Source organism: Streptomyces sp. NPDC043176 (assembly GCF_056436715.1).
The window spans coordinates 140,933-153,882 of sequence record NZ_JBWKCA010000002.1 but is presented as its reverse complement, the minus strand read 5'-3'; the positions used below and the strand labels follow the sequence as shown (position 1 = coordinate 153,882).

Here is a 12,950-nt window from a genome sequence, read left to right as displayed (position 1 = left end):
ACGTGGGAGGATTTTCTGACGAGGTAACACCCCCAACCGGGGGCCTCGCCGCCATTCACTCAGTGCTTCGCGTCCCCGTCAAGGCACGCTGACTGTCCGGCTCCGCCGCTACTCGCCGAGCTGCTCGATCCATGGGTGCGGCCCGTACGTGCTGCCGATCGACTGCTCGAGCCATGCCCGCTGCCCGGTGTCGAGGATCGGCAGCACCGCGACGAAGTCGACCGCGTCCCTGGGCCGCGGCTGCTTCGCCTTGTAGTAGAGCTGAATCTCCGGCCGTAGGTAGGGGATGCCGGCCGCGGAGACTGCGCCCAGGTCCGTGAGGTCGCGCCGCACATGGCGGTCCCGCCGCGACACCCACTCGTCGCCCTCGGCCTCGTCGAGCATCACTTGAATCCGCCACGGCGCCGACGCGCTGGGACGGCACCAGACGTCATGCACGCCAACCGGCAGCAGCTCGTCGGGCCGCCACGGCCGCAGGTTCCCAGGCGGGTCGGCAGCCCACCACTGCCACCCGGCGAGGACCTCCTGAACGGCGAGCTGGTCTCGGCGCAGCACGAGGACGTCGATGTCGTGGTGCTCACGGAATGAGTGGCCTGTGGCAAGCTCGATGGCATGACCGCCCGCGATCCACCACGGCGCAGCCGTCTTCGAGAACAGAGCGGCGATCTCAGTCAGCGGTGCGGGCTGCCAGCTCTGCCCGGGGCCCTGGCCGGTCACCATTCACGGCTCGCGCTCGGTGCGCGCCAGATCATCGCGACATCGGGCCGGACAACGAAGCCCATCGTGTCGTACAGGGGGCGGCCGTCCGCCGAGGCGTACAGATCGATGACTGTGCAGCCCTGCCCGGCTAGCCGATCACGCGCGGCCGTGACGCACGCCCGGCCGTGCCCATGGCGGCGGTGCGCCGGGTCGGTGGCCACCGACCCGATGTGCCCGGCATAGCCGGGCTGGGGAGTCGAGGAGTGCAGGTTCCTGCGGCCCAGGCGGTCAGGCCGCCGCTCCCCGTGTTAACGACGAAGATGGCGAACAGCGGGTCGTCGAGGCGTTGGACGAATGCCGTTGCGCAGTCCGCCGCCCATCGCGGAGGGGGCTCTGTACCAGGCGACCCGAACATGATCCATCGCAGCCTGACCAGCTCGGGCGCATCGGCGACCACGGCGCGTCGGGCTAACTCCGGGACCGGCATGCGTTCTTCCTTTCACGCAGGTGCGAGCAGTGTGCGGCTGGTGTCCGGTCCTGGGCACGGCCGCATCCACGTGTCGCCAGCACTCATGCGGAGGGCCAAGCGTATTCGCTGTACGTGACGCTGTCGGCGATGTACTGCAGGGCGACCGCGAGGTACGGAGGCAGAGGCGCGGGGAGACTGCTGGGCTTGTGCCACTGCCAGCCCTCGCACTTGTCCGGCTCGGGGTTCCCGATCTGGCCTTGCCAGCGGTCGACCTCGAAGAAGAAGGCGATCCGCCGTGACCCAGCGTGCGTGGAGACGTGGTGCATCAGGTGAACGAATCGCACGTCGGAGGGGTCAGCGGTGGCGCCGGTCTCCTCGGTGAACTCACGTACGGCTGCCAGCGTGGCGGGCTCGTGGTCCTCCATCAGCCCGGCCGGTACCTGGTACATGCCAGGGAACACAGGCTGGCTGCGGCGTCGCCCCATCAGGATCTCGTCGCCCTGGCGGACGATCAGGTGAACGTCAGCGTAGTGAGCAGCATACGTACGGCCGGATTCCGCGGTCTTCTCAGGCATGGCTCTCCTCCGATCGTCAAGGCCGGTCACGCTACAGGGCGCCTCTGTAGCCGGCGACGGAATTCGGCCGCCAGCACCATCGACTCATGGGCGGGTGGCGATCAGGACTTCTGATGCGGCACCAAGCCGGACAGAGAGCCGTACTGCCGTACTGGGTGTCGGTCGGCGGCGGGGGGAGCAGGACGACGCAACCATCAAGGCGGCCCTGCATCGGGAGGTGTTCGAGGAGCTGGGCGGCGAGCTGGAGGGCGCCGAGCTCGTCCACCTGATCACCGACCAGTTGGAGGACGGCATTGGCGTCCAGCACATCTTCGCCGCGCGCCTGGCGTCGATGGACCTGGCCGCACGTACGGGGACGGAGTTCTCCAAGCCAGAGCGGGGCACGTACGAGGTGGTCCGGATACCGTTCACCGCCGAGGCCGTGCGCGAGCTGAACCTGATGCCGCCCGAGCCGGCCGAGTTCATCGCCACGAACACGGAGGCCATCGTCTCCGTCGTCGACTCCCCGATCCATGAGGAGGCGTGAGGGATGGCGGAGACCTTGACCTTCGCCAGCCTCAACGGCCCTAGCAGCGAGAGGCAAGACACCCCACGCAGAGCTGTCGCAGACTGCTCGATCGCGGAGGGGTGGCGTGCGGACTGCTCCTTCGGTCAGTTGCTAACCGCAGCGGCGCAAACGCCGGGGTGTTCAGCTGCCCCATTCCACTCGTACAGGCTCACGGGCGGTGCCAAGCGCGCCGTCGAAGTCGGCTAGACGTTCAGCGAGCGTGGCGGAGGCGAGTCGGGGTGGAAGTGCAGCGGAGAACTTGAGGCCGCGGACGGCACGCGGATCAACGGTGGGCAGGGTGAGGGACTCGGCCAATTCGGAGCGGGCGACCTTCCAGTCCTTCGAACTGAGGTCCTGGCGCAGGCGGACGTGGGTGTCTGTGGGGCGCTGAACGGGGTCAGCAAGGTTTCCGAGGGAAGCTGTGAGAGTGGCGTTGGCGCGGTAGCCGGCCCAAGTCCACCAGCGGGTGGCGTCTGCGTCGCGGACGAGGAGGGTGCCTGCAGGGTGCACTTCGTGGGGTGCGCGGTCCATGCGGAGTTCGGCGAGGGTAGCGGTGGCGCGGCGCGTGAGGCGCACGTCGGGGTCGGTGCCGAGGAGGACGTCGCGCATGGCGCGGGTGAGGGCGTAGGAGAGACCGCGGGCTTCGCTTCCCTGCCATTTGGCGATGCCCCCGTTTTCGACGGGTTCGACGAAGGCGCGACGTCGAGCCCAGTCAATAAAGGTGACCTGCCAGCTGCGGCCGGCCAGGAGCAGGCGTCGCGGGCCTGGGCGTTCCTCGGTGAGGACGGTGGGGTCGGTGGTCCCGATCTCCTTGCGTCCGGCAAGCACGGTGAACTCAGGCGGTGCCGTGAAGGAAGCGGTCAGCTCCATGAAGTGGCGTCGGCCGAAGTGTTTCTCGGCTTCGGTGCCAATGAACAGCATGCCGCCGTCGCTGTCGAGGAAGCCGCCTTCAACGAGGTGGGACAAGAGAGGGCCAGCGGAGCGGTCGAAGGGAGCCAAACCGTTCCATTGTTCGGGCCATAGGCGGTCGCCGAGGCGGTGTTCCTGCAGGGTGACAGCGAGGAGTTGTTGCGCGACGAGATGGCGCGGCGAGGGGGGCGGGGTGACGGGTTCAACCCAACCTCGGGTCCACAGGGTGAGGAGGCCGGCGGCTTGGAGGAGGGCGTCGGGCCGGGTGGCGAGGAACAGGCAGTTACGGGAGGTGCCAGCACGGCGTCCGGTACGGCCGATGCGTTGCAGGAAAGAGGCCACCGTGCTGGGTGAGTCGATCTGGATGACGCGGTCGAGGTCGCCCACGTCAATGCCGAGTTCGAGGGTTGAGGTGGAGACGATGACACAGTCGCGTGCTTCGGCGAATGCCTGCTCGGAGCGAGCACGTTCGTCAGCGGAGAGGGAGGCATGGGAGAGGAACACGGTGACGTCGCGCGCCCGTAGTGCCGCGCCGAGCTCTTCCACCTGCTTGCGCGAGTCACAAAAGACGAGCCGTTTTTCGCCCTTGTGCAGGGTGGAGATCACTTTGGCAGCGTTGGCGAGAGATCCGACGTAGTCGAGTTCCACCTCTCCAGCGGGGCGCGGGAGATTTTCGGCGCCGGCCGATGCGGTCCCGCTGGCGGGCAGGGTCACTCCGGGGGCGACGACTCGGCCGGGGCGGTCGGCGGGGCTGGCGCCCTGGAGCCAGGTGAGCAGGGTGTCGGGGTTGCCGACGGTGGCGGAGAGGCCGATGCGTTGGATCCGTTGGCCGGTCAGTCGCTCCAGGCGTTCGAGTACGGCGAGCAGGTGCCAGCCGCGGTCGTCCCCCGCGAAGGCGTGTACCTCGTCGATGACGACAGCGCGTACGCGGCCCAGCATGTGTGTGTGGTCGGTCTTGACGCTGATGAGCATCGCTTCGAGGGACTCGGGCGTCGTCAGCAGGAAGTCGGGGGACTCTGTGCGGATGCGGCGGCGCACGGACTCGGGGGTGTCGCCATGCCAGAGCGCGGCTCGGCGGCCCAGCCACTGGGCGTAGCTGTCGACCCGGTGCACCAGGTTGTTCAGGAGTGCCTTGAGCGGCGCCAGGTAGAGGACGGAGGTGCCGGTCCAGTGCTTCTCCCGCATAGCGGACAGCATCGGGAAGGTGGCGGCCTCCGTCTTCCCTCCGGCGGTCGGCGCGAGCAGGATCGCGTCCTCGCCGTCCATCAGCGGGTGTACGGCCGCCTTCTGCAGGGGGCGCAGATCCGGCCACCCGAGTGTGTTGACGATGTGGTGCAGGACTACCGGGTCGAGGCGTTCCACCGGGTCGGTGGCGCGCGGCTGATCCTGCACGTCTACGGCTCCTGCGCTGGTCGTCAGAGGTCGGGGCTTCGAGGAATGGCTCTTCAGAGCTCGAGGTCGAGGTCGTCCGCGGAGGTGGCTGGCGTGGGCGCGGCGAAGTTCCGTTCGGTGGCGGTGAGGTCGCCGCTGGAGACCGTGAGCTTGTAGTGCGTGCGCGGGTCGAAGTCGGGGAACTGGTCGATCCGGTCCAACACGTCCCCGACCAGTTTCTTCAGGTACAGCCGGGGTGCTACTCCGACCCTTCCGCCGAGAGCACCTCCCACGGCCCGTGCCAGGTCGGTGAGGTACGCGTCGTCGGCGAGCTGCTTGATCCGATCCGGGGACTGGGAGCCGTCCGCGTACAGGTCGCGGATGGTGGCGCCCAGGCCGGTCAGTGACTGCTGGGTGAATCCGGGCAGCCGGATCTGGACGGCCCGTGGGTTGTCGAAGCGGGGGTCGGTGGTGAAGTCGGTGGCGAGGCGCTGGGCGAGTGGTGCGAGTCGCTGTACGCCCTGTTGTCCATCGTAGAAGGCGGGCGTTCCTGTGATGACGAGGTAGAGGCCAGGGAAGCGGCCGGAGTGAACCTCGTCGATGAGCTGCCGCAGCGCGTTGAGTGCCTTGTCGCGTGCGTCGGAGCGAACCCGCTGCAGGGTCTCCACCTCGTCCAGCACGAGGACGAGTCCGGCGTGCCCGGCGTCCCGGAGCACGGTGAGCAGGCCCTGCAAGAAGCCGAAGGCACCGAAGTGGTCCAGGTCGCCGCGGACGCCTGCGCTGCGCCGGGCGGCTGCGGCGACGTGCGGCTGGCCACCGAGCCAGGCCATGACCGCGGCGGCGGTGGCCTCGTCTCCGGCGTCCAGGGACTGCTTGTATCCACGCAGGGCAGTGGCGAATGCGGGGGCATGCCGGGAGACCTCGGCAAGCCGGGCGGTGAGAAGCCGATCCACGGCCTGCGGCAGCTCGGCCTCGCTCACGCCGTCGGCGAGTGCGTCTTCCTCCAGCGCATAGAACCAGGCATCGGCGACCGGCCGCAGGGCGCTGGGCGGGAAGCTCACGGTGGTCAGGCGTTCGGTGAGCCGCCGGTAAACGGTCTCGAGCTTGTGCAGTGGGGTCTCGGTCTCCGACACCTGTACTTCGGCTACGGCGAACGTGCGTCGTTTGGCGCGTTCGCCGAGCCAGCGGGTGAAGAAGGTCTTGCCGGATCCGTACTCGCCACGCACGGCCTTGAACACCGAACCTCCGCCGGCGACGGCGTCCAGCTCCTCGTCGATTGCCCCTTCGAAGCGGCCCAGGCCGGTCGCGAGCAGGTCGAGGCCGCTTTCGGGGACGGCGCCGCGCCGCAGCGCATCCACGACGGCGCGCCGTCGCACGACGCCGATCGGGGTGGCGGCCGCTGATGCTGAGGATCCAAACGCGTTCACCCGAACAGTCTCCCATCCGGCCGCCCACCTGGCCGGATTCCGACGCCAAAGCCTGACATCCAGCACGCGGACTGGACGGGCCGGCAGACCGGCCCGCCCGATGCAGGCACACTGCGCCGGTTCACAGCCCGAACTGCTCGATCAGCTGGGCGCGGTGCAGGCGAAGGGTGCGGTTGTCCGGGAGGATCTCCAGGATCTGGGCCCCGTCGTAATTGAGGAGCTGGGCGAGGGTCGCTGCGAAGCCGGGTGCACGGGTGGCGGGCTGGCCCGCTCGCTCGGCAAGAGCCGTCATCGGCAGGGTGCCGGCCTCGACAAGCGCGACCAGTGCCTTCGGGAGGACGGTCTTGTCGCGTGGCTTACGGGCGAGCAGGTCCAGCTGTGCCTGGTATAGCTCAGTCGCCATGAGCCGCTCGACCAGGGCAACAGCAGGGTCTTCGGACTGGTTGGAGGTGGGTGCGGTCTCGGACGCGGCCGCCGATTCCCCGGGTTCCTGCGATACGGGGGGTACCACCTCGTCCTCGCCGAACAGGCTGATGGCGCCCTCGGGCGGGGGCGGGGCGGCCTTCTTGGTCTGCTGCCGGCGCGGGCTCGCCACGGCGGCGTCGGGCACGGCACCTGCGTCCGCTTCGTTTTTGGCGCCGGCCTGGACGACGCCACGAACCTCGCCGTCCTCGGTCCACCAGGAGGGGGTCGGGTCGCCCAGCTCCCGCCATCCGATCGGCGGCTCGGCGCCGAAGGGAAGCAGGGCGAGAAGCGGGATGGTGAACTCTGCGAGAGTTGCCCCGCCGTGGTAGCCGGCCTTGAGCGCGGTATACCGGGTGTCGTGGTCCCGCAGCGCGACGATCCGCGATCCTGGCTCCGGCCAGACCACCCGAGGTCCGGACAGCTCGATCTCGGCCGATGCGACCGGACCGCCAGGGGTGCGGTGGCGGGCCGAGCCGATTGTGCCTCCGGCCGCGTCGAGCTTGGTGCCGCGCCGCTCGATTACATGGCCGTGGTCGGAGGTGAGCAGCACGGTCATGCCGTACGCGCGGGCGGCCCGCAGCAGGGGTTCCAGACCCCCGATCTCCTTGGCCTGCCACGCGCCGTCGCCGAGCTTCTGCTCCTTGCCGAGGCGGTCGTCGACCGTGTTCAGCACGACCGCGACATGGGTGCGCTCGTCGGCAAGGGCTTCGGTGAGAGCGGTGGAGAAGGGCGAACCGGTGTCAGGGCCGCGCAGGTCATCCTTGTGGAAGACGACCGCCGGAGCCCCGTTCCAGCAGGAGTGCTGGGGGAAGAGCCGCTTCTCGTCGCTCTGGTCGCCCTTCATCAGGGTGCCCGCGAACAACGAGGTTCGGGATACGGCCGTGAGGGTGGGCAGCGCGGCAGCCACGGCGCGCCGAACAGGCGCTCCGGTCGCAGCAGGCAGCGGGTCGAACTCAGCCCACTGCCCACGAAGTTCTTCACCAAGCTCCGCAGCTATCGCCGCGCTCATCCCATCCACGAGCAGGAGCAGGACCCGTCGGCCGGGGCTGGCCACGACGGGTGCAACAACACGGTCCAGCAAGCTCTCCACGGTGAGCATGACGCCGGGGGCGGTGCCACCCGCGGTCCACACCGCAAGCCGCTCGGAGAACGCACGGTCCAGCTCGCGGCGCTTGTCCCGCACCTGCACACCGATCCGGCTGTATGCGTCGGCGAGTACGCCGTCCGGGTCGCCGCCCGCTTCGAGGTGTTCCAAGGCCCGCTCCACCCAGCCGAGTTCGCAGATCTGACGGGCGGTGCCGTCAGCGACCGAGGCGATATCGGCCTCAGGCGAGCCGGCAAGCCACTGTCGCAACCGCGCCGCCATCCTCACCCGCTCGATACGGGCCCGGGTAGCGCCGTCGGCGGCCAGAGCATGATCGGCCAGCGCGGTGACGGCAGCGGTGATCGTGTCGGTGCCGCCGTCCGCGAGGGCACGACCAGCCGCGGTGAAGCGGGCATCGAGTCCGGCCGCGAGCAGCGGGCTGGCAGTCGCGGCAGCCTGTGCCCCGAACTGTGCCACGAGCTGTGCGGCCCGAGTCAGGACCGGGTCGGCGAGCCGGTGCTCGCCTCGGTCGACAAGCCCGCGGACGAACGCCTCGCCACTGGATCCGAAGGAGGCCAGGAGTCTGTCGAGGTCGTCGCCCTGGGCGGGAGGCTGTTCACCGAGCCACCGCTCAGCGCGCCCTCGCGCCCGGTACAAGTCGTGGTCGGCCTCTGCGTGCCCCCACAAGGCGGCGCAGACGACCGCGTAGGCGGCTGCGTCTGCCCCGTGTTCGGCATTCACCAGGGCAGTGATGATCTTTCCGGTGGAGCCGCCATGTTCGGGTTCGGCGAGGAAGCGGGCCAAGCCGGCCCGCTCCGGTCCGCGCAGGTCGCGCAGGAGGTCGGGGCCGCCAGGGGTGAGGGCCCATCGGAACAGTGCAACGGGGTCGATGCGGTCCCCGTCGTCGTGCGCGGCTGGCCCGCCTAGCGCATCCGTGTCGTGACGGCCGAGCCTGAGACGGCGCCTGGCCAGCCGGGTGAGTGCCTCGTCTCGAGAGAGCACTCCCTTGCCCAACGAGGGCCAGCCGCGGGTGGCCGCCGCGTCCAGGAGCGCTTCGGCCGCCCAGATCTCGCTGCGCAGTCGCCCGTCGAGGCCGCGTGCATCGAACGCCTCCTGCACGACCTCCCAGTTGTCGACGGACCGGATCCTGCCGCCGTAGACACGGGCGAGCAGCCCGGGGTCGAGGTCGGTATCCTCGCGGTCGGTGAGGACGACCAGGACCTTGGGGTCTGGGGGAGTCGCCGCGTCGAGGTGGCCCAGGATCTGCTCATGTACGGCCAATACCGAGGGCCCGACGGCCACGCGCGCCCGCAGCCCGCCCGCAGTCTGTAGCGCGGCGGGCCCGTCCCAGGCCGGATCGGCCCGCAGCAGCAGGACGCGGACCGTGCCGTCACCGAGCCGGCTGCGCGCAGCGAGGTACTGGCGGACGGTACCCGCCGGCAGCCGGGCAAGACCGGCGGACGGGGGCGCTGCGGTGACGGTCTCGGACATCAGTCGACAACCTTCCAGACGACCTCGACGGTGGCGTTGGGGTTCTCAGCCGCGAGCGCCGCGATCTCCGCCTGCAGCTCGGCGGCAGCCCGCGCGGCGGTGGTTCGCCCGCCGCCGGAGCGGACACCGGGCCGAGACGGCGTGCGGGGCCCCGGCTGCGCCACCGGCTCCGGCAGCACCTGCGGGTGGGCGGAGCCGCCGATCAGGTCCACATCGTCCGAACTCGGCGACGGGATGGCGGGGGTTTGAGGCTGCTCGGCCGTGGTCTGTCGGGACCTCAGCAGGGACAGCACCTCCCGGCCACTGGCCTGCAACACGCCCGGCAGGTCGGGGTAATCCCCCGGATCGCCGGCGGCGGCATCTCGCACCCGCTCCAGGACAGCCGCGCCGTCCACACCGAGGGTGTCGGCCAGGCCCAGCTGGTCCCAGCTGGTGTTCTGCAGCGCGGCAGCGACCTTCCCCGCGCCCTTGAGGGACATGGCGTAACGGTGTGCGGTGAAGTCGCCAAGGTCGAAGCGTGCGAGCCGGTCAACGACGCTCTTGGCGTCTATGCCGCCCTCCGTCACCGACTTCACCAGCTCCTGCGCCCGCCGAGCGAGGACGAGGCGGGGCGAGGCGTCATCGAGGCGCAGGAAGGAACGGTGCTTCTCCAGTTCCCCGACGAGCCGTCCTGCGTCCTGGGCGAGCGCGGCGGCGGCCTGCTTGATCTGTCCGGCGAACTGGTTGACGATCCGCCCACGACGCAGTTGCGGCGCCCGGTCTCCAAGCACGGTCTCATACCGCTTCCGCGCCTCGGTCCAGTCCTCCTCACTGGGCAGAGCCTGCTCGCGCAGGGCGTAGTCCCGCTTCAACTCATGTGGTGCGGGCGCCGGTTCGACGGGGACACCCCCGCGAACCCACACCCGGTCAGTCATCTCCGCGTAAGCGGCGGCGAGCAGCCGGCGCAGCGGCTCGGACAGTCCGCGCGGCTCGGGGAGGTCGCTCCAGTCGGAGAGCTTCACCAGAGTCGGCTCGGCCGTGCCGTCCCAGCGGGCCTGGCTGGTGAAGTGGTCAGGCCAGGTGGTGGACTGCCGGTAGTACGCCTCCCGCATGGTTCCGAGCCCGAGGCCGCCCGCGATCCGCGCCATGGTCTTGCGATCCTTGCCATCGACCTCGACCTGTCCATCGCGGTCCTCGGCGGCCTTGCGCACGTACTCGAAGACGGTCCTGATCTCGGCAGGCTTCACAGACTTGCCGGCCCCATCGGGGTCCAGGTCGGGGTGGGCAGGGTACTGGTGGGCAAGCAGCCTGCTGGCCAGGTCGCGGGCAGCAGCGTCCAGCGCTGCACCGAGCGGAAGCCGAAGCTCAGGTACATCCTGCTGGGCGACCAAGTGGGTGTCGAAGCCGAGGTCCACGACCCCTTCCTGCTTTTGCGCGAGCCCGTACGCCTGCCGCAGCGCCTGGGTGACGCGCTCGGTGAGGATGTTGCGCTGCGACTGCAGCATGCTCTTGGCTCGCGCCTTGTCGTCAGCGTTGAGGCTGCGTGCGAATTCGGAGTCGAAGCGGGCCTCGTCGGCGAGGGCCTTGTCGATGACGACGAGACGCTCGAAGTCACTGCGGGAGGCGTCGGTCAGGTGGGTGGGCAGCCAGGCCAGGGTGCGCGAGTCGCCACCCGGCTTCTCTCGCAGGGCACGCAGCCGCTGCAGGTCGTCCATCGGACCGAACTCGCCCTCGTCGTACGGGAAATCCACGACGAGCCGCCAGGCGTCGTCCTGGCTGGGCCGCAAGGTCGCCTCGGACAGCGAGTCGACGTCGGCGACGTGGCCGAAGACCACCTCGATCTGTCGTTCGGTGCCCTTCCACACAAGGTCGAGCACGTCGTATGCGTCGAAGCCGCCGGGCCCGTCGCCAACCCCGAGCGCGTCCTTGAGCAGGCTGCGCATCTTGGCGCGCCGGTTGCCCAGGTTGTTGTGGACCTGTGCATTGGCGAGGACGGCGTCCAGGTCGACGCCGGTGAGTTCTAGACGGACCACCGCGCACGGCCCGGTACCGGCGACCTTGATTTCAGGGAAGGTCGCCGCCCACTCCTTCACCTTCTGCTCGAGCCGGCCGACCTCGGTCCCCGCGATTCGGGTGGTGATGGAACCGTGGTTGAGGGCGTGCAGCCGCGCCAACGTGAGGTCGGCGAGCGCGGGCACGCTGGGCGCGAGCGCCGACAGCAAGAGGGTCTGCAGGAGCCGGCTGTCGCCGGTGAAGTCGCGGCAACGGGCCGCGAGCTGCGGGTCGCCCAGGCTCTCGGGAGAGCGTCGGTACGCCTCGACCTGGTCGTCGGTAACCTGGTTGGTCTTCAGCAGGTACGGGCGCAGCTTGTCCCGGTACAGCTTGTCGGCAGCTTCGAAGTGGACATTGGTCTCCCCGCTGAACGCTTTGTCGCCGCCGCCCGCGATCGCCGGATACAGATCGCCGAGCGGCACGAGCTGTCCGAGCCGCCAGTCGTCACGATGGTCGACAAGCAGCTGGCTCATCAGCTTCAGGCCGGTGCGGGAGCGCTGCAGCGCGGCAGAGATGTGCACCAGGGTGTCCATGAACGCCGGCGGGAACGGGTAGGTCCGCCTAAAAGCGTCCTCGTCCGCGCCGGTGGTGGACTTGTCGTGCCCCAGCAGGGTGTCCCACACGTCCGGGCCGAGCTTCTTGGCCTCAGCGAACGCCGCGTCCACCTTCGCCTCGGCACCCGGCACGGGCTTTAGCAGGCGAGCCTGCGCGATCTGAGGAAGGTTGCGGTCCTCCAGGACGATCTCGTCGTAACGCCCGCCGTTGAGCTTCAGGGTGTCCTGCACTGCCGCCTCGGCGGCACCGGACATCTCCTCACCGACCAGCTCACGCAGATCGCGCTGACGGGCGATGAACGACACCACCGGAATGGCACGCCGCTCGTCACCGCCCTCCACGAAGTTCGTCACCTTGCTGGATTCCCTGCCCAGCACCTTCTGGTCGTGGATGAGAGTGGCCAGCCACAGGATCAGCTCGTCCATGAACAGGATGAGCCCGTCGTAGCCCAGCGCCTTGGCGTGCGCCGCGATGACGCTGAGCCCCCTGTCAAGGGAGATGAAGCCGCTGGCGTCCTCGGAAGCATTGCGCGCGAAGGCGGGGAACAGCGTTCTTGTGAGGTCCTGGACGAGGCGGGCACGCAGTTCCCTCGGCGTGGAGGGATTGTCCAGATCGAGGCTCTTGGTGTTCTCGTGTTCCTCCACCGCGTCCATGGCCTCGTCGAGAAGGCTGCTGGTCCAGGTGAAGGAATCACCCCATTCGTCCTCCTGGCCACCGGCATCGGCGAGCTGCGCGATCACCCAGTCGTCGCCGTTACGTCGGCGCTGCTCGGCGAAGTCCTCGAAGATCCCGTCGGTCCGGTAGACCTGCGGCAGCGGGCAGTCCTCATGCAGCTTGCGTACGTGCTCCACGTACTTGCCGAGCACCCGCTGCTCCAAAGACTTGGCGCCGAGCATGTGGTACGGCACCAGCAGGAACTTACGGTCATCCGCGTCGAGCCAAGAGTGCCGGGCCCGCACCGGATCGAGCTCGCTACGGTTCCGAGCGGCCCGGTTGCGCGAGAGCAGCGCGTAAAGCACCGCCATGAAGTGCGACTTACCGGAACCGAACGAACCGTGCAGATATGCGGCCTTCGACGAGTGGCTGTCGAGCGCCGACTTGATCAGGTCCAGGGCCTCGTCGAAGTTACCCAGCAGCCGGTCGGTGACGACGTAGTCCTTCAGGGCCGCCTCAGCCCCCTCGGCGGTGACCGCCTCGTTCAGCTTCAGCACGAAGTCGGAGGTGGACACCGACTCCGGGATGTCGATCAGCTCCCGCAGAAGCGGCCGGTCCTCGGGGCGAGAGTTGTTCCTACTCATGAACGCCATGGTGTTTAAGCTCCTCGCCC

7 protein-coding genes and 1 pseudogene are annotated in these 12,950 nt (G+C 69.2%); 1 reads left to right on the top strand and 7 read right to left on the bottom strand.

Annotated features, from left to right (window positions below; translation table 11 throughout):
* Positions 1-108: 108 nt before the first annotated feature.
* From AC067A_RS03305 to AC067A_RS03295, 3 genes are all read right to left on the bottom strand, one after another.
* Positions 109-720: a nucleotidyltransferase domain-containing protein gene (locus AC067A_RS03305; RefSeq protein ID WP_478613808.1), complete on the bottom strand. Its 612-nt coding sequence runs from the start codon at positions 718-720 to the stop codon at positions 109-111.
* Positions 714-968, bottom strand: coding sequence for a GNAT family N-acetyltransferase (locus AC067A_RS03300; RefSeq protein ID WP_391075771.1), 255 nt, complete (start codon positions 966-968; stop codon positions 714-716). The genes AC067A_RS03305 and AC067A_RS03300 overlap by 7 nt, the downstream gene beginning before the upstream one ends.
* A gap of 301 nt (positions 969-1,269) precedes the next feature.
* Entirely contained in the window at positions 1,270-1,743 is a 474-nt protein-coding gene (locus AC067A_RS03295; RefSeq protein ID WP_356060688.1) for an NUDIX domain-containing protein, read from the bottom strand.
* Between the two features lie 146 nt (positions 1,744-1,889).
* Between AC067A_RS03295 and AC067A_RS03290 the strand changes: the two are divergent.
* Positions 1,890-2,269: pseudogene (locus tag AC067A_RS03290) on the top strand (NUDIX domain-containing protein); the annotation flags it as partial.
* Between the two features lie 162 nt (positions 2,270-2,431).
* Here AC067A_RS03290 and AC067A_RS03285 read toward each other — a convergent pair.
* From AC067A_RS03285 to pglY, 4 genes are all read right to left on the bottom strand, one after another.
* Positions 2,432-4,591: a DEAD/DEAH box helicase gene (locus tag AC067A_RS03285; protein WP_391074204.1), complete on the bottom strand. Its 2,160-nt coding sequence runs from the start codon at positions 4,589-4,591 to the stop codon at positions 2,432-2,434.
* A gap of 53 nt (positions 4,592-4,644) precedes the next feature.
* Positions 4,645-5,997, bottom strand: coding sequence for a BREX system ATP-binding protein BrxD (gene brxD / locus AC067A_RS03280; RefSeq protein WP_478613803.1), 1,353 nt, complete (start codon positions 5,995-5,997; stop codon positions 4,645-4,647).
* A 121-nt stretch (positions 5,998-6,118) separates the two neighbouring features.
* Positions 6,119-9,037 (bottom strand): BREX-2 system phosphatase PglZ, encoded by a 2,919-nt coding sequence (pglZ, locus tag AC067A_RS03275; protein ID WP_478613800.1) that lies wholly within the window; start codon positions 9,035-9,037, stop codon positions 6,119-6,121.
* Positions 9,037-12,930, bottom strand: coding sequence for a BREX-2 system ATPase PglY (gene pglY / locus AC067A_RS03270; RefSeq protein WP_478613797.1), 3,894 nt, complete (start codon positions 12,928-12,930; stop codon positions 9,037-9,039). The genes pglZ and pglY overlap by 1 nt, the downstream gene beginning before the upstream one ends.
* Between the last annotated feature and the right edge of the window lie 20 nt (positions 12,931-12,950).

What these genes read in the sequence shown, in the direction of transcription:
- pglZ (WP_478613800.1), bottom strand. Translation starts at nt 9,037, where the DNA reads ATGTCCGAGACCGTCACCGCAGCGCCCCCGTCCGCCGGTCTTGCCCGG.
- pglY (WP_478613797.1), bottom strand. Translation starts at nt 12,930, where the DNA reads ATGGCGTTCATGAGTAGGAACAACTCTCGCCCCGAGGACCGGCCGCTT.
- AC067A_RS03295 (WP_356060688.1), bottom strand. Translation starts at nt 1,743, where the DNA reads ATGCCTGAGAAGACCGCGGAATCCGGCCGTACGTATGCTGCTCACTAC.
- AC067A_RS03305 (WP_478613808.1), bottom strand. Translation starts at nt 720, where the DNA reads ATGGTGACCGGCCAGGGCCCCGGGCAGAGCTGGCAGCCCGCACCGCTG.